Below are 18428 nucleotides of genomic sequence, written 5' to 3'. Positions count from 1 at the left end.
GAGCCCCGGCGGGATCACCCGCCGGGGCTCGGCGCGTTTCGCCCCTGCGGGTCGCTCGTTACGACGTGTGGCAACAGGGCCGGGCCGCACAGACGTAGAGGGGTTGCACATGGCTGTCCTCGACACCGCCATCGATCCGCGCAACCCGACGTACCAGGAGAACCGGGACGCGATGCTGGAGCGCCTCGGCGTGCTGGCGAACGCGCTGGACCTGGCACGCGCCGGCGGCGGCGAACGGCACGTCACCCGGCACCACGCGCGCGGCCGGCTGATGCCCCGCGAACGCATCGACCTGCTGCTCGACCAGGACGCGCCGTTCCTGGAGCTGTCCCCGGTCGCGGGCTGGCACACCGACCACCCGGTCGGCGCCGGCGTGGTCACCGGTCTGGGCGTGGTCGAGGGCGTCGAGTGCGTGATCGTGGCGCACGACCCGACCGTGCGCGCCGGCGTGCTGAACCCGATCGCACTCCGCAAGATCGAACGGGCCGGCGAGATCGCGCTGGCCAACCGGCTGCCGTTGATCAGCCTGGTCGAGTCCGCCGGCGCGGACCTGCCCGCCCAGACCGAGGCGTTCGTGCCCGGCGGTGTCGTGCTGCGCGACCTGGCCCGGCTCTCCGCCGGCCGGATTCCCACGGTCTGCGTGGTCTTCGGCGACGCGGTGGACGTGGCCGCCTGGCTGCCCGGCCTCTCCGACTACACGGTGCTGGTCCGTGGGCAGGCCAAGGTCTCGGTGGCCGGGCCGCGGCTGGTGCAGGAGGCGACCGGCGAGATCCCGGACGGCGAGGCACTCGGCGGTGCCGCCATGCACGCCACCCGCTCCGGCCTGGCCGACTTCCTGGCCGAGGACGAGCGCGACGCGGTACGCCTGGCCCGCCAGTGCATGCGCCGGCTGAACTGGCGCAAGCTCGGCCCGTCGCCGCGCACCGCGCTCCCCGCGCCACCCAAGTACGACGCCGAGGACCTGCTGGCGATCCCGTCCGCGGACGAGCGCACCCCGTTCGACCCGCGTGAGGTGCTGGCCCGGATCCTGGACGCCAGCGACTTCGACGAGATCAAGCCCGGCTACGGCACCGCGCTCGTCACCGGCTGGGGCGAGGTGCACGGCTACCCGGTCGGCGTGCTGGCCAGCGCGCGTGGCCTGCTGGCCTCCGCGGAGGCGCAGAAGGCCACGCAGTTCATCCAGCTGGCGAACGCGTCCGGCACGCCGCTGCTGTTCCTGCAGAACGCGTCCGGCCTGGTCACCGGCGCCGAGTTCGAGCAGGCCGGGATCGTCAAGCACGCGGCCGCGCTGATGGGCGCGGTCGCCGCGTCCGGCGTGCCACACCTGGCCGTGAACCTGGGCGCCGCGCACGGCCCGGCCGCGTACGCGATGTCCGGCCGTGCCATGGCCCCACGTTTCCTGTTCAGCTGGCCCAACGCCCGGTCGGCCGCGCTCGCGCCGGAACGGCTCACCGGCGTGCTCACCGCGCTGGCCCGGCAGGCCGCCGAGGTCAAGGGCCAGCGGTACGAGGAGGACTTCGACCGGAACCTACGGATGAACGTCGAACGGCAGGTCGAGGCGCAGACCGCCGCGCTGTTCGTCTCCGGCCGGCTGCACGACGACGGCGTGATCGACCCGCGGGACACCCGGACCGTACTCGGGCTGTGTCTGTCCGCGATCCACAGTGGCCCGGTCGGTGGCGCCGACCGGTTCGGCGTTTTCCGGATGTGAGGACTTGATGATCCGACGACTCCTGGTCGCCAATCGCGGAGAGATCGCCCGGCGGATCTTCGCGACCTGCCGGTTGATCGGCATCGAGACGGTCGCGGTCTACTCCGACGCGGACGCCCAGGCGCCGCACGTGGCCGAGGCCGACTACGCGGTGCACCTGCCGGGGAACGCGCCGACCGCCACGTACCTCCGGGGTGACCTGATCCTCGGTGCCGCGCGGAAGACCGGCGCGGACGCGGTGCACCCCGGCTACGGCCTGCTCGCCGACAGCGCCGACTTCGCGGCCGCGGTCATCGACGCGGGCCTGACCTGGGTCGGTGCCCCGCCCAAGGCGATCGCGCTGCTCACCTCCCGGCTGGAGTCGCGTGCGCTGCTGGCCGACGCGGGCGTGCCGATGCTGCCCGCGTTCGGCGAACCGGAGCACGTGCCCGGCTTCCCGGTGCTGGTCAAGGCGGACGTCGGCAGCGGCGGACGGGCGATGCGCCTCGTCCGCGACCCGGACACGCTCGCGGACGCGTTCGCCGCGGTCCGGCGGGAGGCCGCCGGCCTGTTCGGCAACGGCACCGCGCTGGCCGAACCGTACGTGGAGCGGGCCCGGCACATCGAGATCCCGGTGGTCGCGGACTCCACCGGTGGCGTGATCACGTTCGGCGAGCGCGAGTGCTCGATCCAGCGCCGCAACCAGAAGCTGATCGAGGAGACGCCGTCCCCCGCGGTCGCGCCCACCCTCCGCGCCCAGCTGTGCACGGTCGCGACCGCCGTGGTCCGCGCGTCCGGCTTCGTCGGTGCCGGTGCCGTCGAGTTCCTGCTCGCGCCGTCCGGCGACTTTTTCTTCCTGGAGATGAACACCGCGCTGCAGGTCGAGCACGCCACCAGCGAGTGCGTCGGCGGCTTCGACCTGGTGCGCCTGCAGCTGCTGGTCGCCGAGGGCTCCCCGCTGCCGATGAACGCGCCGCCGCCGGTCCGCGGCCACGCGATCGAGGTCCGGCTCTGCGCCGAGGACCCCGCGTACGCCTGGCTGCCGTCCACCGGCCGGCTGCACCGCTTCCACATCCCGGACGTGGCCGGCTCGTTCAAACCGCTGCTGCAGCCCGGCCTGCGCCTCGACACCGGCGTCGCCGACGGTTCGATGGTCGGCGTCTACTACGACTCGATGCTGGCCAAGCTGGTCGCCTGGGCCCCGACCCGGCACGAGGCCGCCCGCATGCTCGCCGCCGCCCTGACGCGTTCACACGTCCACGGCGTCGTGACGAACCGGGACCTGCTGGTACGGGTCCTGCGGCACCCCGCGTTCCGCTCCGGCAACGTCGACATCAACTTCCTCGACCGGCACCCCGAGGTCTTCGCGCCGCTGCTCTCCTCGGTCGACGCCGTCCGCGTCTCCTGCCTCGCCGCCGCCCTGGCCGGTGCCGCCACCCGCCGCGCGGCCAGTCCCGTGCTGGCCACCATCCCGTCCGGCTGGCGCAACGTCCCCAGCGGCGCCCAGATCACCGTCTACGACGGCCCGGCCGGCCCGGTCGAGGTCGGCTACCGCCTGGAACGCACCGGCGAACTGGCCGGCTGGTGGGTCCGCGCGGTCGACCCGGAGGAACTCGACCTGGCCGGCCTCGGCGCCCCACCGCTGACCGACGACCACCCGCCGGTCGCCGTCGTCTCCGCCGCCCCCGACCGGGTCGTCCTCGACGTCAACGGCATCCGCCTCGCCTTCGGCGTCCACCGGGTCCAGGACGTCTCCTACGTCGACAGCCCGGAGGGCTCGGTCGCCCTCACCGAACTCCCCCGCTTCCCGCGACCGTCCGAGCTGACCGACGGTTCGCTGACGGCGCCGCTGCCGGGCGCCATCGCCCGCGTCATGGTCGTCCCCGGCCAGCGCGTCCGCGCCGGCGACCTGCTGCTGACGCTCGAGTCCTCGATGGTCGAACACCCGGTCCACGCCCCGTCCGCCGGCGTGGTCGCCTCGGTCCCGGTCCAGCCCGGCATCCACGTCGCCGCCGGCACCCTGCTGGCCGTCCTCAACCCGGACTGAGGACCCCGCACCGGCTCGCGCCGCTTGCGGCGTGACGCGTCTCGCCGGGCGCATATCCGGTCCACTCACTCGGCGGCACGCATATGCGCAGCCGAGCGAGTGGGCCGGACGTTTCAGCGATCTAGCGCATCATGTCTGTTGTCCCGGCCACGACCGCACCGGGCCAACCGAGTTGCGCGACGAAAGATGCCGCGACGAACAATCCGATTACCGGCAGATGAGAGATCGTTCCGGCGCACACGGCACCCACGAATGCCGTCCAGCAACGGTCGTGGAAAGACAGCAACCGACTGTCCGGGATTTTGCTGTCCCGTACCTGCACAAATCCACTCTCGGTCCGCGCCTCCACACAACCGGAGTGCTGACTGTGCGTACTCTTGCGCCAATTCTCAGTGAGGCCGGACTTGTTCATGGAAATCTCCGTTCGAATGAAGAATCGCCTCGAGCAGCTGCAGCGACGATTCCGCATCGCGCGCGTCACGCGATAGAGATTTAAAAGCATCCTCGTAGATGCCCGCGCTACCGCCTGCGACGATGGAGCCTCGACCGGAGCCTGACTCGACGACGGCGGTCAAACGGCCGCTCGAGGACCTTATCAGAACAAACGGTTCGTAGAATGCCGGAGCGCGAATGTCACCGAACGCCAATAGGCGAATACTGACCACACCGGAATTACCTGCGGCGAGAAGTGCCTCGAGTTGCTCACGGTGCACCGCACGGTCGCCGAACACCCGATGGAGGACCGCCTGGTCGAGCACGACCTCGAATGCGGGAGACGAAGAAGCTCGATGCAACACCTTCTGTCGCTCGAGACGCACCTCGATGAGTCGATCCACCGACGGGTACACATGCGGCGCAAGATTGGCATAGTGGCTGTACAGAGTGCGCATGTAACTTTCGGTCTGCACAAGGCCCGGAATGACTCGGTCCTGGAACTCGTATATCTCCGCCGCCTCGTCCTCCAGGCCGATCAGCGTGGTGTAGAACTCGCTGAGCACGTCCCGGTAAGAACTCCACCAAGCCCGTCTGCGACCCGCCACCGCCAGCGCCTCGAGTTCATTTCTTACGCTCGCCTCACGAACTCCGTAAATTTCGAGAAGGTCTTTTAGATCGCGAGGCCGGAGGCCGATCAAACCCAGTTCAAGGCGACTTATCCACGAGCCGGATCGGTCGATCATGGAACCCGCTTGATCGGCCGTGAGATTCGACCGCTGCCGCAGCCGGCGCAACTCCTCGCCGAGCACCCGCCGCTGCGCCAGCGGATTGCCGCCTCGCAGAATGCGACCCCGCTCTCTGGCTGCCACCAGAACACCACCTCGCCTGCGAAATTACCGCATAGATCGGCGGATGCACATAGTTGCACGTGCGAGTTTCACTTGCGACCGTGGGTTTTACACGTGAGGTGTCGCTCGCGAGGCAAGCCACGATAACGGCCCGAAGATCGATGCGGTCCGGTGGTCAGGGCGACTCGCAGGACTTGGGGGGACCATGAACGCTGGCGATCACCCGGCCCGGCCGGGCCGGGACGACGATGTCGGAGAGCCGCACGACGAGGCCGCGGCGGGGACGGAGGCAGCGGCCTCGGCAACCATCGAGGCCCTCGAACCGCACGCATGGAACCAGCGCCACGTCAGCGCCGACGTGGTCGCCTTTCTGGAACGACGGTGGAGCTTCGCCGAGCAGAGCGCCTCACACGCTCACCGGTCGATCGTGATCCTGCTGGGCTTCCTGGCCTCCGTAGGAGTACTGCTTGCGCTCTTCGTGGCTGCCGTACTCCTGGTGGCCGTCCTGATCAACCACCTGGCCGTTCAACTGCCTACCCAGCTCGGCCTTCTGTTGTCGCTCGCCGGGCCCGGTGGGTTGGCCGGCCTGACCGTCACGGTCTGCCTGTGCCGTCGATGAACCCGCCCGGGTCGTGACCGGCCGAGATGATCACCGTCCGGCCCGCACCGACCTGATGTGTCGAGGCATCGGGACGACCGGGCCGGTCCGCTCCGGCGTCCGGGACGCGGCCGGGGTCGCTCGCGCGGGTCGCCCGCGGAAGGGGTTCAGGAACCCATCAGGCGGCGGAACCAGCTGCGGAAGCCCGGGTTGGGGACCGTGGGGTGCGGGTCGCCGTGTGGCGGGCGGGGTGGGGTGTACGTGTCGCCGTGGTAGACCCGGCCCGGTTGGCGCGGTGGCCGGTTCTGGGGGGCGTGGTGGGTCTCCGGGCGTGGGTTCGGGTACGGGTTGGCGCCGCCGGACGGCAGCCGCACCTCGTAGAGCATGTCGCGCAGCTGCTCCGCGCTCGGCCGCGACCCGGGCTCGTTCGCCATGCCCCGCCGCAGCACCGCGGTCAGCTCGCCCGGCACGTTCGGCAGGTCCGGGATGGGCTGGTTGAACATGTCCATGATGGTGAGCAGGCTGGGGTTGCGGTCGTTGTCCCAGCGCGGCGGCTTCCCCCGCAGCATCGCGTAGAGCGTGGCGCACAGCGCGTACACGTCCACCGCGGCCGACGGCCGGGACGCCCGGAACATCTCCGGCGGCGCGTACGCCGGCGTGAGCACCTCGAGCGTCACGTTCGGGTCGCGCATCTCGGCCAGCACGGCCAGGCCGAAGTCGGCCAGGACGGCCTCGTTGAACTTGGAGTACAGGATGTTGGCCGGTTTCACGTCGCGGTGCAGCACCTGCTCGGCGTGGGCGTCGGCGAGCGCGTCAGCGATCTTGATGCCGACCGACCGCACCTGACCGGCCGGCAGCGGCCCGCGGTTGGCGTACGACCCGTCGCACAGCTCCATGATCAGGTATGGGTGGCCGTCCGCCGTCACCCCGACGTCGAACAGGTCGACGACGTGCGGGTGGGAGGACATGCGGCTGGCGGCGCGGGCCTCGCGGAGGAAGCGGGCGCGGTCGCGGTCGTCGCCGAGCGCGCGGTTCTCCACCTTGATCGCGACCTCGCGGTCGACGGAGATCTGGGTGGCCCGGTAGATCGTGGCGTACCCACCACGGGCAAACTTCCGCAGATCCGTCATTCCGGGCACAACAGGCACGTGTTCATTGCCGCCGGACCCGGTCGCGGGCGGCGGTGGCCGATCCGAGTCGCCGGTCACGGATTAGAAAATACGCGATGCCGCCGGTCGGCCCACAGGCCGATGCCGGTCGCGAGCGCGCCGACGCCCTCCCAGGCCGCGACGCCGAGGAACCGGTCGGGTGCCTCGCCGGTGAGCACCAGCGTCGTGAACACCGTGCAGGTCACCAACCGGAACACGACGGTGAAGAGGTAGAACGCCCGCCACTCGGTCCAGACCGAGACGAGGTAGTAGACGCCCATGTTGAAGCTGGCCATCGACGACGCGATGATGAACACGCGCGTGTAGTCGCCGGCGGCCCGGTCCGCGGCCGGGACGACCTCGAATCCGAGGCTGCTCAGCATCGCCTCCGGCCGGATCAGCCCGGTCGCGCCCATCACGATCGCCAGGAGGCCGAAGACGGCCATCGTCCATCCGGCTATGGACCTGGGCAGCCTCATCTGATCCTCCACAAAGGTCTATGGCCGGATCATGCTAGCGGCTGCTCCAGAGTGAGGTCATCCTCCAAAGGCCTGAGTCGATCGAACATCGCGTCCGCCTCGGCCCGCTCACTGACCTGCTCGCTCGCGTACGCCAGCCGCACCGCCTCGGCCGCGGCCTCGCACGCCTCCTCCGGCGCGTCGTTGGCCAGCAGCGCGGCCGCCAGCACCCGGTGCGCGCGCACGCCACTGCGCACGTCCTCGGCCGGCATCGCCACCGCCCGCCGCGCCCAGTCCAGCGCCTGCATCGACTGCCGCTCGGCCAGCAGCGCCTGCGCGTACGTCGCGACCGCGTCCCGGCGGGAGAAGAGCAGCGACGGCGCCCGGCTCGCCGCGATCGGCGCCAGCAGCCCCACCGCGGTCAGCGCGTCGCCGGCGGTGAGCCGCACCGCGGCCAGCAGCACCCGCGGGCCGACCTGCGCCGGTGCCAGCGGGTTGTGCGGCTCGACCGCGGTCAGCACGGACCGCGCGTCCGCCTCCGCGCCCGGCACGTCGCCGAGCCGCAGCCGGACGAACCCGCGCATGGTGCCCGCGATGCCGAGCAGCAGCGGGTGCGTGGTGCGCTGGCTGTAGCCGAGCGCGTCGGTGAGCAGGTCGTGCGCGTGCTCCCACTGCCCGAGGCCGCGCGCGACCGCGCCGCGCACGGAGAGCGCGAGCCCGCGCCCCCAGTCGTCGGAGATCTCACTGAAGTCCCGGTACGCCACCCGCGCCTGGTGGTCCGCGTCGACCAGGTCGCCCAGTTCCGCCGCCGCGAACGCGTCCACGGCGCGCAGCGTGCCGACCGCCCAGGCCTCGCCGAGCCGCTCGCCGAACGGCAGGAACGAGCCGGCCAGCCGCCGTGCCTCGCCGAGCTGGCCGGCGAGCAGCCGGGAGAACGCGGTGGTGCCGCGCACCCAGGCGTGCCCGACCGGGTCGCCGAGCTCCGCGAACAGCTTCGTGGCCCGGTCCAGCACCGCCTCGCTGCCGGCGAAGTCGCCGCGCGCGGTGGTCACCCAGGCGAGGTCCTGCAGCGACCAGGCCTGCCCGTGCCGGTCACCCGCGGTCTTGGTGACCTGGAACGCGGCCGCGAACCGGCTGCTGGCCTGGCTGAGCCGGCCGGTGAAGAAGTCGTTCATGCCGAGCCGGCGCATCGCCTCCGCGCGCTCGGCCGGCAGGCCCGCGTCCGTGGCCACGGCCAGCGCCTCCTGCCAGGCTTCGGCCGCGCGCTGACCGTCGCCGAGCAGCCGGTGCGCCTGGCCGGCGATCAGCAGCGCGCCGGACCGGCAGGCCCCGTCGTCGCCCGCGTTCGCGCTGAGCTTCTCGGCCAGGTCCAGCGCCTCGGTGATCCGGCCGTTCTGCATCAGCGCGTTCGCGTGCACGAGCTGGTCGATCTCGGAGAGCGCGTCGTCGGCGAGCGCGGTGGCCCGCTCCGCGTAGTCGACCGCGAGGCCGGGCTCGCCCATCGCGTGCGCGCGGCGGGTGGCCCGGCTGAGCGCGGCCACCCCGAGCGGCACCACGTCGCGCACGTCCGAGTCGGTGCGCAGGCCGACCGCGTCCGCCAGGCGCAGCGCGGACTCCACGTGGTGCGCGACGAACAGGTCCCGCGCGTCCTCGGTCATGCCGCTCGGGCCGGCGAACCCGCTGGACAGCAGCGGTTCCACCTCGTCCTCCTCGGACGCGGCCCAGCGGGCCAGGAACGAGTGCCGCTCGGCCAGGTCGGCCTTGCCGATCCCGGCGTACGCCGCCTCCCGCATCAGCGGCGTGCTGAACGCGAAACCGCCGCGGGTACGGGTGAGCATGCGCCGCTGCAGCAGCTCCTCCACGGCCCGTTCGAAGTCGCCCGGGTGCCGCCCGCACAGCGCGTGCAGCGTGGCCGTGGCGACCTGGTCGCCGATCACCGCGGCGTCGCGCAGCACCGCGCGCGCGTCCGCGGGCAGCGCGTCGATGCGCGCGGCCAGCACGGCCGCGAGGTCGCGGGAGAGCAGCTGCCGGTCGAGCGAGCCGGCCGAGAGCCGCCACCTGCCGGCCGGGTTCGCACCGCCCGCCGCCTTCAGCGCGCCGCGTTCCATCAGCAGCGTGACCAGCTCGGCCAGGTAGAACGGGTTGCCCTGTGCGGTGGCGAGCAGCCGGTCGGTGTCCTCCGGCGGCAGCTTCCCGCCCTCCAGATAGGAGGTCAGCAGCCGGGACGCGTCGGCACCGCGCAGCGGCGGCAGCGAGTAGACCTCGGCCTCGGACATCCGGGTCATGATGCCGGCGGTCCGGACCAGCTCCGGCCGGCCGAGCAGCAGCACCAGCACCGGACCGGCGAGCCGGCCGAGCGTGACGCCGAGCGCCTCTATCGTCTCCGGCGTGGCGTCGTGCAGGTCGTCCACCACCACGAACAGCGGCGCCTCCGCGGCGAGCGCGCTGAGCAGCACGGACACGGCGGCCGGGAGCACCTCCGCGTCCGGCGGCGCCGGGATGTCCTGCGACGACCAGTCCGGTGCGCCGGTCGCGGACTGTGTGTCGCCGTAGCCGAGCAGCGTCATCAGCGCGTCCACCGACACCGGCGTGTCCGGCGACGTCCTCGCCAGGCGGGCGGCGACCCGGCGGACCCGTTCCTCGACCGCGGCCCGGGTGGCGGCCGTGAACGGCTCGTGCGGCAGGCCGATCGCGGACCGGACCAGGTCGGCCAGCGGGGCCAGCCGGCGGCGTTCGCCGAACGCGGCGCACTTGACCGCGAGCACGGTCGCGCCGCCGGTGCCCTCGAACGCGGCGGCCAGCCGTTCCGCCTCCGCGCCGAACCGGGTCTTCCCGAGCCCGGCCTCGGCCGTCATGATCAGCACGCCGGGCTCGTTGCGGTCGATCACCTCGGCGAGCCGGCTGGCGACCCGGCCAAGCTCCGCCTCGCGGCCCACGAACGGTGCCTCGTCGCCGAGACCGGACCGGGTGCCGGGCGCGTCCCGCAGGCCGAGCAGCTCGAACGCGGGAACCGGCTGCCGTTTGCCCTTCAGCTTGAGCGGGCGCAGCTGCCGCCAGGACGCCAGGTGCCGGGTCGCGTTCATGGTCGTCTCGCCCGCGTAGACCGCGCCGATCGCGGACGCGTCCGCGAGCCGGGCCGCGGTGTTCACGGTGTCGCCGATGACCGTGTACTCGAGGGACGCCTGGATGCCGGCGACCACCTCGCCGGTGTTCAGCCCGACGCGCAGGCCGAGCGGGGCGCCGCCGCCGCGTTCGTCGTCCAGCACCCGGCGGACCGCGCGCTGCATGGAGAGCGCGGCCCGGACCGCGCGCTCCGCGTCGTCCTCGTGGGCCACCGGTGCGCCGAAGACCGCCATGATGCCGTCGCCGGTGAGCTTGTCGACGTGCCCGCCGAACGTCTTCACGGCGCCGGCCAGCGCGGCCATCACCCGGTCGGTCACCGCGCCGACGCGCTCCGGATCGACCTCCTCCGACCAGGAGGTGAAGTCGGAGAGGTCACCGAAGAGCACGGTCACGACGCGGCGCTCGGCCGCCGGGAGCGCGGCGGCGGTATCGGCGACGGCGGGCAGCGCCGCGCCACAGTTGTGGCAGAACCGCGCGTTCGGGACCGCCACCGTCCCACACACCGGACACGTCACGGTGGGTCCAACCCGGCGGATCCGCTGGGGAATTCCCCGTCGAGTCCGTGCAGGTAATCGAGCTGAGCGCGGACCGACCACTCGGCCGCCCACCACAGCGAGCGGTCGACGTCGGCATAGACGCGCGCCACCACCTCCGGCGCCGTGGTCGCGCCGGCGCGCACCGCGTCCCGCACCTGGTCGAGGCGGGCGAGCCGGTGCGCGTGATAGAACGCGGCCGCCGCGCCGGTGTCGGTCAGCGCCGGGCCATGGCCCGGAAGAGCGACGACGCCACGGTACGCGGAGAGCCGCTCGAGACTGGCCAGATAGTCGCCGAGGTGCCCGTCCGGCCAGGCGACCACGGTCGTGCCGCGGCCCAGGACGGTGTCCCCGGTCAGTACCACGCGCTCGTCGCCGTGGCTCACCACGAAGCTGACCGAGTCGTGCGTGTGGCCCGGCGTGCCCAGCACCTCGACCGCGATGCCGTCCGGCGTGAGCCCGTCGAACGGCGAACCGTGCCGCGGGTCGGCGGCCAGCACGGGTGTCCCGCCCAGCCGGGTCGAGAGCGCCTGCGCCCCCTCGACGTGGTCCGCGTGCCCATGCGTGATCAGGATGGCGGTGAAGGGCCGGCGCTCCGCGATCGCGGCCAGGTGCTCGGCGATCTCCGGCCCGGGATCCACGACCAGACCGCGCTCCGCGCCGGGCACCCGCAGCAGCCAGGTATTCGTACCGTCGAGGGTCATGGGGCCGGGGTTGGGCGCGCGCAGCAGCGTCACCCAACGAGGCAACGCCTCCGCGAGTTCCCCCGCGGAGGCGGTCACGTGACCCGGCCCACTCATGACACCGATCCTACGGCGCGGAAGAGGTCAGTCCGTCAGCTCGACGATGACCTCGACCTCGACCGGCGCGCCGAGCGGCAGCTCCGCGACGCCGACCGCGCTGCGGGCGTGCCGGCCGGACTCGCCGAACACGGCGCCGAACAGCTCGGACGCACCGTTGATCACGCCGGGCTGGCCGGTGAAGCCCGGTGCGGACGCGACGAACCCGGTCAGCTTGACGACCTTGGCGACCCGGCCGAGGCCGACCAGCGCCTCGATCGCGCCGAGCGCGTTCAGCGCGCACTGCCGGGCCAGCGGCGCCGCGTCCTCCGCGGTGACCTCCGCCCCGACCTTGCCGGTCGCGGCGAGCGTGCCGTCGACGAACGGCAGCTGGCCGGAGACGTAGACGTGGTTGCCGGACTGCACGGCCGGCACGTATGCGGCGACCGGCGGCACGACCTCGGGCAGCACCAGACCGAGCTGCGCGAGATTGGCGTACGGGTCGACCGGACCCAGGATCGGCTCGGTCATCATTACCCCTTCGGGCGCTTCATATAGGCCACGAGCTGCTCCGGGTTCGGGCCCGGCACGACCGCCACGAGCTCCCAGCCGTCGTCACCCCAGTTGTCGAGGATCTGCTTGGTGGCGTGGGTCAGGAGCGGCACGGTGGAGTACTCCCACTTCTGCATGGTCGACAGCCTAGAGGCTGCGTCGCCGAGCCCCGCATGACCGCTCCGGTTACGCTGGCCGACGGCGTCACTGACGCCCGGTGAAGAGCGCCCCCGCTGCACCCGACCCGGAGGAAGTGAGATGACGACCCCGCCAGACGGTTCGTACCCTCAGGAGGGTTTCGGTCCTGCTCCTGCCCCTCCGCAGGAGGGTTTCGGCCCGGCGCCGGAGAAGCCGGCGAAGAAGCGACGCCCGGTGCTGATCGCGTCGATCGTGCTGGCCGTCGTGGTGCTGCTCTGCGGCGGCGGTGGCCTGGCCGCGTTCCTGCTGCTGCGGTCCGTGGAGTCCGGGACCGGCGCGCCGGAGCCCGCGCAGGCGGTGGACAGCTTCCTCACCGCGGTCTACGCCGACCAGGACACCCGTGAGGTCGCGCAGTACGTCTGCGCGGACAGCCGGGACAGCGAGGACATCGACGCCAAGATCCAGGAGGTCAAGGGGTACGCGTCGGCGTACCAGGACCCCAAGTTCGACTGGACCGTGCCGCAGGTGTCCGACTCCACCGAGGAGACCGCCACCGTGACCACCACGGTGACCCTGGTCACCGCGGACGAGAAGACCGCTGACCAGGCGTTGACCTTCACGGTCGTGGAGAACAATGGGTGGTGGGTCTGCGAGGTCAAGGGGTGAGCATGTGACGGGGTCCTGGTCCGCACGCCTCCACGTGGTCACCGGCAAGGGCGGCACCGGCAAGACCAGCGTGGCCGCCGCGCTGGCGCTGGCGCTCGCCCGGGACGGCAACCGCACGCTGCTGGTCGAGGTGGAGGGCCGGCAGGGCATCGCGCAGCTGTTCGGCCTGGATCCGCTGCCGTACGAGGAACGGCGGATCGCCGTCGTGCCGGGCGGCGGCGAGGTCCGCGCGCTGGCCGTGGACGCGGAGGCCGCGCTGCTCGAATACCTCGACATGTTCTACAAGCTCGGTGCCGCGGGCCGGGCGCTGCGCAAGGTGGGCGCGATCGACTTCGCCACCACCATCGCACCCGGCCTGCGTGACGTGCTGCTCACCGGCAAGGCCAAGGAGGCCACCACCCGGTCGGTGAACGGGCGCCGGGCGTACCACGCGGTGGTTCTGGACGCGCCGCCCACCGGCCGGATCGGCCGCTTCCTGAACGTGACCGCGGAGACCGCGCGGCTGGCCAAGATGGGCCCGATCAAGACGCAGTCGGACGGCGTGGCCGCGCTGCTGCGCTCGCCGATGACCGCGGTGCACGTGGTGACGCTGCTGGAGGAGATGCCGGTCCAGGAGACGCTGGACGCGATCGTGGAGCTGGACCAGCTCGGCATCCCGGTCGGCAAGGTGATCGTCAACAACGCGCGCCCGCCGCTGCTGGCGGACGGGAAGCCCACCCAGGCCGAGTTGCGGCGCGGGCTGGCCGCGGCCGGGCTGCCGGCCGACCGGGCGACCGTGGCCGGGCTGCACGCGGAGGCGAAGGCCTACCTGGCGCGGCGCGAGCTGGAGGACTCGCTGCGCGCGGAGCTGGTCGAGCTGGACCGTCCGACGATCGAGCTGCCGCAGCTGCCGGGCGGGGTGACGCGCGAGGGACTCGACGTGCTCGCCGACACTCTGCTCCGCTGACGTCCGGCCGATAGGCTCGTTTCGTGTCAGCAGATCGAGGGCCTGTGTCGACGTGGGAGCCGGGCTACGGCGAGGCCCTGGACGTGGACGCGATTCTCGCCGACCCGGACTCCCGCATCATCGTGTGCTGCGGTGCCGGTGGCGTGGGCAAGACCACGACCGCGGCCGCGGTGGCGCTGCGCGCGGCGGAGCGGCACGGCCGCCGGACCGTGGTGCTGACCATCGACCCGGCGAAGCGACTGGCGCAGTCGCTCGGCCTCTCCGAGCTGGACAACACGCCGCGCCAGGTCAAGGGCATCGACACGGAGGCGACCGGCGGCGAGCTGCACGCCATGATGCTGGACATGAAGCGCACGTTCGACGACGTGGTGCTCGCCCACACCGACCCGCAGCGCGCGCAGGAGATCTTCGCGAACCCGTTCTACGCGGCGATGAGCTCCACGTTCTCCGGCACGCAGGAGTACATGGCGATGGAGAAGCTGGGCCAGCTGCGGGCCCGCGACGAGTGGGACCTGATCGTGGTGGACACGCCGCCGTCCCGGTCCGCGCTGGACTTCCTGGACGCGCCGGCCCGGCTGGCCCGGTTCCTGGACGGCAAGATGCTCCGGCTGCTGCTGGCCCCGGCGAAGACCGGCGGCAAGAGCGTGTTCAGCCTGGTCACCGCGTCGTTCGGGATCTTCTCCCGGGTGGTGCAGAAGGTGATCGGCACGCAGCTGCTCAGTGAGCTGTCCGGGTTCGTGGCCGCGCTGGACTCGATGTTCGGCGGGTTCCGGCAGCGCGCCGAGCAGACGTACCGGATCCTGCAGGCCAAGGAGACGTCGTTCCTGCTGGTCGCGGCGCCGGAGCCGGACGCGATCCGGGAGGCGGCCTACTTCGCGCAGCGGCTGCGCGACGACCGGATGCCGCTCGCCGGCCTGGTGCTCAACCGCGTGCACCAGCCGGTCGCGGCCGGTCTCTCCGCGGCGGACAGCCTGGCCGCCGCGGCGGCGCTGGACACGTCCGGGGAGAGCCCGGCCACCGCGGACGCGTTGCGCATCCACGCGGCGCTGACCGAGCAGTCAGCGCGGGAGCAGCGGGTGGCGGCCCGGTTCACCGACGCGTTCCCCACGGTGCCCACGGTCGCGGTGATGGCGCAGCCCGCCGACGTGCACGACGTCGACGGGCTGCGAAGTATCGGCGAGGCACTCGCCTAGGTTCCGTTATCCGGCGTGCACCAGTACGTTGGTGCGGCTCTTGTCCTGTTCGCGAAGGGCGGCCTCGAACATCTTCCGCCAGCTCGCCACGTGCGGGTGCCGGCGCAGCAGCGCTCGCCGTTCCCGCTCGGTCATTCCTCCCCACACTCCGAACTCGATGCGGTTGTCGAGCGCGTCCGCCAGGCATTCGTTACGGACCGGGCAGCCGCGGCAGATCCTCTTCGCCACGTTCTGCTCCGCCCCCTGCACGAAGAGCGCGTCGGGATCGCCGTTCTGACACGCCGCCATGGTCGGCCAGTCGCTGATCATCCCCATCTGTGCACGTCCCCCCAAGCTGTACCACCGCCGACCCGTTTCCCCCGGTCGCGGTACATGTCCCTGCCGGTACGTCCCGACCGGCCACAGATCCCCCGGTCACTCCCCGCTATCCTTGCGGCACGGAGGGTGACATTCGATCTCCGGAACATCATGCTCCGTAGTTAGGCGATTACGCAACGTTGTCTGTTAAATCGACCAGGTCGGACACTTCGCCCTCTTCACTCATTATCTCGATATTTATCGATGAGCTGCTTATCCGGCTGGAGGTGCGGCCGGGCGGGATTCGCGAAAACGGCGTCACCGGCGGCCGGGAGGCGGCACACTGGTCCGGGATCCGGAGCCGCACGCCATGGGTCGCGCGTCTTGCACAACGAATGCAAGTGCCGGCGAGACGCGCGCTCGTCCGGTCATTTTTCGGCCTCGCGTGCCATACCGGACAGAATGCGCAATTGCCCTTTTTCGCCGTAGCCTGGGCTCGTGAGCTGGATCAGGAAACGTGACCACACCGTCTTTTCCGGCGCGGCGTCACTGGGCATCTGCGGCCTGCTCGCGGGCATCGTGGTGTCCGCGGCCGCGTTCCCGGCGGTGGCCATGTCCGGGCTGGCCGCGAAGGCCGGCGCCGAGACGTTCGACCGGCTGCCGACCGAACTGACCGTGCGGCGCGCGCCGCAGAACACCTATCTCTACGCGTCCGACAACCGCACGCTGGTCGCGATGATCTACGACGAGAACCGGAAAGACGTCGAGATCAACGACATTCCGCCCGTCATGCGGAACGCGATCATCGCGGCCGAGGACCACAACTTCTACCGGCACAACGGCGTCGACATGAAGGGCGTCGCCCGCGCGTTCGTGAACAACAAGTCCGGCGCGACGCAGCAGGGCGCCTCCACGCTCACCATGCAGTACGTCCGGATGGCGATCTCCTACTCCGCCACCCGCCCGGCCGACGTGGTCCGCGCCACCGAGGACACCAGTGCCCGGAAACTGCGCGAGATGCGGTACGCGATGCAGGTCGAGAAGGAGATGACCAAGGATCAGATCCTCGAGCGGTACCTGAACATCGCGCCGTTCGGCAACGGCGCCTACGGTGTCTCGGCCGCCAGCCAGGTCTACTTCAGCAAGCAGCCGAAGGACCTGAACACCGAGGAGGCCGCGATGCTGGCCGGCATGGTGAAGGCGCCCTCCGCGTTCGACCCGACCACGGAGACCGGCCGGCCGCTCGCGCTCAACCGGCGCAACTACGTGATCGACAACATGACCGAGATCGGCGCGGTCACCACGGCCGAGGCGGCCCGGGCCAAGGCCGCGGCGCTGACCGTCAACGGCACGCGCACGCCGAACGGCTGCGTCAACTCGTCCCACAACGAGTGGGGCTACTTCTGCGACTACGTCTACCGGTGGTGGATGGAGCAGGACGAGTTCGGCGACACCCCGTACGACCGGGAGCGGCGGCTGAAGAGCGGCGGCTACCGCATCGTCACCTCGATGAGCGTGAAGACGCAGGACGCGGCGCGCAAACACGTGCACAAGCGCGCGTCGGACGGCAACCGCAACGCCATCATGGTCGCGGCCGTGGAGCCCGGGACCGGACGGGTGCGGGCGCTGGCCGTGAACCGGGTCTACAAGAACGACGACGCGCACAACGAGCCGAACAGCGACCCGGTCAAGCGCCGGAACGGGCTGAAGGGCACGTACCCGAACACCACGAACCCGGTCATCACCGGCAGCGCGGACGTGCACGGATATCAGGGCGGCTCGGTCTTCAAAATGTTCGCGCTGGTCGCGGCGCTGGAGAAGGGCTACCCGCTCAGCTACTCGATCTACGCACCGGAGACCTACCACTCCCGGTACGTCGTCGCCGCGTCCAGCCCGGCCGCCTGCCCAGGCCGCGCGCTCTACTGCCCGAAGAACGCGGTCAAGAGCATGGCCGGCGTGCACAACATGTGGAGCGCGTTCGGTGCGTCGGTGAACACGTACTTCATCCCGCTCCAGGAACGCGCCGGTGCGGAGAACGCGGTGGACGTGGCGAAGCGGCTCGGCATCAAGTTCCGCGCGGCGAACGACGCCCGGTTCGCCGACGACGAGGACGCGGCCTCGCAGTGGGGCGCGTTCGCGCTCGGCGTCTCCTCCACCACGCCGCTGGACCTGGCCAACGCGTACGCCACGCTCGCCGCGGACGGCCGGCACTGCGAGCCGATCCCGGTCATCGAGATCCGCCAGGAGGGCAAGCCGCTGCCGGCCGCCGCGCCACGCTGCAACCAGGCCGTCGCCAAGGACGTCGCCCGCGCCGCGATCGACGCGGCGCGCTGCCCGGTCGGCGACCGCTCCGAGACGTCCCGATGCCGGGGCGCCACGGCCGCGTACGTGCGGCGCGCGGTCGGCCACCCGGTCGCCGGCAAGTCCGGCACCACCGACGGGGAACGCACCGCCGCGTTCGTCGCGACCACGAAGCAGCTCACGGTGGCCGGCATCGTCGCGGACACGGACAACGCCAACACCACCATGCGCGGCGGCGGCGACGGCTGGGGCAACCCGCACACCGAGGCGGTGAACCCGGCCGTCTACCTGACGCTCGCGGACGCGATGGAGGGCCTGGACGTCGAGGACTTCACGCCGCCCAGCCAGCGGATGATCAACGGCAAGCAGGTGAACATCCCGAACGTGCGCTGCGACTCCGAGCCGGACGCCCGCACCCGCCTGGTCGCGCGCGGCTTCGAGGTCCAGGTCGCGGCCGGGCGCTGGGACTCGCACTGCCCGGCCGGCACGGTCGCGAGCACGGAACCGGGCGGCAGCACCATCGAGGGCGGCGTGGTCGTCCTGCGGCTCAGCACCGGCCGGTCGCCCCGGCAGGCCGCACCGTCACCCTCGGCATCGGCTTCGGCCCGCCCCGGGTGATCCACCTTCATGATCAAAAAGCGCCGGGGGTACGTACCCCCGGCGCTTGTGGGTGGTT

At 71.7% G+C, this 18428-nt stretch carries 16 protein-coding genes; 7 read left to right on the top strand and 9 right to left on the bottom strand.

Going from position 1 to position 18428, the window contains the following annotated elements; translation table 11 throughout:
- The first annotated feature begins 109 nt into the window (after window positions 1-109).
- Entirely contained in the window at window positions 110-1711 is a 1602-nt protein-coding gene (locus J2S44_RS20285) for an acyl-CoA carboxylase subunit beta (protein WP_310416268.1), read from the top strand.
- A gap of 7 nt (window positions 1712-1718) precedes the next feature.
- Window positions 1719-3737 (top strand): ATP-binding protein, encoded by a 2019-nt coding sequence (locus tag J2S44_RS20280; protein WP_310416265.1) that lies wholly within the window; start codon window positions 1719-1721, stop codon window positions 3735-3737.
- Window positions 3738-3858: 121 nt separating this feature from the next.
- Here J2S44_RS20280 and J2S44_RS20275 read toward each other — a convergent pair whose 3' ends face one another.
- Window positions 3859-4149, bottom strand: coding sequence for a DUF397 domain-containing protein (locus J2S44_RS20275; RefSeq protein ID WP_310416262.1), 291 nt, complete (start codon window positions 4147-4149; stop codon window positions 3859-3861).
- Window positions 4127-5041 (bottom strand): helix-turn-helix domain-containing protein, encoded by a 915-nt coding sequence (locus tag J2S44_RS20270; protein WP_310416259.1) that lies wholly within the window; start codon window positions 5039-5041, stop codon window positions 4127-4129. The genes J2S44_RS20275 and J2S44_RS20270 overlap by 23 nt, the downstream gene beginning before the upstream one ends.
- A 184-nt stretch (window positions 5042-5225) precedes the next feature.
- Between J2S44_RS20270 and J2S44_RS20265 the strand changes: the two genes are divergently transcribed.
- On the top strand, window positions 5226-5639 hold the full coding sequence (locus J2S44_RS20265; protein ID WP_310416256.1) for a hypothetical protein: 414 nt from the start codon (window positions 5226-5228) through the stop codon (window positions 5637-5639).
- 146 nt (window positions 5640-5785) lie between these two features.
- Here J2S44_RS20265 and J2S44_RS20260 read toward each other — a convergent pair whose 3' ends face one another.
- The 6 genes from J2S44_RS20260 to sp36 form a co-directional block, all read right to left on the bottom strand.
- A complete protein-coding gene (locus J2S44_RS20260) occupies window positions 5786-6748 on the bottom strand; it encodes a serine/threonine-protein kinase (protein ID WP_310416253.1) in 963 nt (320 codons plus the stop codon).
- A 74-nt stretch (window positions 6749-6822) separates the two neighbouring features.
- Window positions 6823-7245, bottom strand: a complete 423-nt coding sequence (locus J2S44_RS20255) for a hypothetical protein (protein ID WP_310416251.1) — start codon at window positions 7243-7245, stop codon at window positions 6823-6825.
- Between the two features lie 29 nt (window positions 7246-7274).
- Window positions 7275-10862, bottom strand: a complete 3588-nt coding sequence (locus tag J2S44_RS20250; RefSeq protein WP_310416248.1) for an adenylate/guanylate cyclase domain-containing protein — start codon at window positions 10860-10862, stop codon at window positions 7275-7277.
- Window positions 10859-11680: an MBL fold metallo-hydrolase gene (locus J2S44_RS20245; RefSeq protein ID WP_310416246.1), complete on the bottom strand. Its 822-nt coding sequence runs from the start codon at window positions 11678-11680 to the stop codon at window positions 10859-10861. Before J2S44_RS20245 ends, J2S44_RS20250 begins: the two co-directional genes overlap by 4 nt.
- Window positions 11681-11707: 27 nt before the next feature.
- Window positions 11708-12190 (bottom strand): RidA family protein, encoded by a 483-nt coding sequence (locus J2S44_RS20240; protein ID WP_310416243.1) that lies wholly within the window; start codon window positions 12188-12190, stop codon window positions 11708-11710.
- Between the two features lie 2 nt (window positions 12191-12192).
- Complete coding sequence (gene sp36, locus J2S44_RS20235; protein WP_306836041.1) at window positions 12193-12348, bottom strand: Sp36 family protein; 156 nt, start codon at window positions 12346-12348, stop codon at window positions 12193-12195.
- A gap of 121 nt (window positions 12349-12469) precedes the next feature.
- Here sp36 and J2S44_RS20230 point away from each other — a divergent pair, with 121 nt between their 5' ends.
- From J2S44_RS20230 to bagB, 3 genes are read left to right on the top strand one after another with little or no spacing between them, the layout of a single operon-like run.
- Window positions 12470-13015: an Rv0361 family membrane protein gene (locus J2S44_RS20230; protein WP_310416241.1), complete on the top strand. Its 546-nt coding sequence runs from the start codon at window positions 12470-12472 to the stop codon at window positions 13013-13015.
- A complete protein-coding gene (bagA, locus tag J2S44_RS20225; RefSeq protein ID WP_310416238.1) occupies window positions 12984-13961 on the top strand; it encodes an ATPase BagA in 978 nt (325 codons plus the stop codon). The genes J2S44_RS20230 and bagA overlap by 32 nt, the downstream gene beginning before the upstream one ends.
- Window positions 13962-14005: 44 nt before the next feature.
- Entirely contained in the window at window positions 14006-15154 is a 1149-nt protein-coding gene (gene bagB / locus J2S44_RS20220; protein WP_310416235.1) for an ArsA family ATPase, read from the top strand.
- A 6-nt stretch (window positions 15155-15160) separates the two neighbouring features.
- Here the strand turns inward: bagB and J2S44_RS20215 are convergent, their stop codons facing one another.
- A complete protein-coding gene (locus J2S44_RS20215; protein WP_306836035.1) occupies window positions 15161-15469 on the bottom strand; it encodes a WhiB family transcriptional regulator in 309 nt (102 codons plus the stop codon).
- Window positions 15470-15958: 489 nt separating this feature from the next.
- On the opposite strand from J2S44_RS20215, the gene J2S44_RS20210 reads away from it, so the two are divergent.
- Window positions 15959-18370, top strand: coding sequence for a transglycosylase domain-containing protein (locus J2S44_RS20210; RefSeq protein WP_310429791.1), 2412 nt, complete (start codon window positions 15959-15961; stop codon window positions 18368-18370).
- The last annotated feature ends 58 nt before the right edge of the window (window positions 18371-18428 follow it).

The organism is Catenuloplanes niger, from assembly GCF_031458255.1.
Taxonomy (GTDB): Bacteria; Actinomycetota; Actinomycetes; order Mycobacteriales; family Micromonosporaceae; genus Catenuloplanes; species Catenuloplanes niger.
The sequence above is the reverse complement of the archived record's forward strand: the minus strand, read 5'-3'. Positions and strand labels throughout refer to the sequence as shown.

Excerpts from the sequence above, each read along its gene's own strand:
- J2S44_RS20240 (WP_310416243.1), bottom strand. The coding sequence starts at position 12,190 with ATGACCGAGCCGATCCTGGGTCCGGTCGACCCGTACGCCAATCTCGCG.
- J2S44_RS20265 (WP_310416256.1), top strand. The coding sequence starts at position 5,226 with ATGAACGCTGGCGATCACCCGGCCCGGCCGGGCCGGGACGACGATGTC.
- J2S44_RS20280 (WP_310416265.1), top strand. The coding sequence starts at position 1,719 with ATGATCCGACGACTCCTGGTCGCCAATCGCGGAGAGATCGCCCGGCGG.
- J2S44_RS20215 (WP_306836035.1), bottom strand. The coding sequence starts at position 15,469 with ATGGGGATGATCAGCGACTGGCCGACCATGGCGGCGTGTCAGAACGGC.
- sp36 (WP_306836041.1), bottom strand. The coding sequence starts at position 12,348 with ATGCAGAAGTGGGAGTACTCCACCGTGCCGCTCCTGACCCACGCCACC.
- J2S44_RS20230 (WP_310416241.1), top strand. The coding sequence starts at position 12,470 with ATGACGACCCCGCCAGACGGTTCGTACCCTCAGGAGGGTTTCGGTCCT.
- J2S44_RS20255 (WP_310416251.1), bottom strand. The coding sequence starts at position 7,245 with ATGAGGCTGCCCAGGTCCATAGCCGGATGGACGATGGCCGTCTTCGGC.
- J2S44_RS20275 (WP_310416262.1), bottom strand. The coding sequence starts at position 4,149 with ATGAACAAGTCCGGCCTCACTGAGAATTGGCGCAAGAGTACGCACAGT.
- bagA (WP_310416238.1), top strand. The coding sequence starts at position 12,984 with ATGGGTGGTGGGTCTGCGAGGTCAAGGGGTGAGCATGTGACGGGGTCC.
- J2S44_RS20285 (WP_310416268.1), top strand. The coding sequence starts at position 110 with ATGGCTGTCCTCGACACCGCCATCGATCCGCGCAACCCGACGTACCAG.
- J2S44_RS20245 (WP_310416246.1), bottom strand. The coding sequence starts at position 11,680 with ATGAGTGGGCCGGGTCACGTGACCGCCTCCGCGGGGGAACTCGCGGAG.
- J2S44_RS20260 (WP_310416253.1), bottom strand. The coding sequence starts at position 6,748 with ATGACGGATCTGCGGAAGTTTGCCCGTGGTGGGTACGCCACGATCTAC.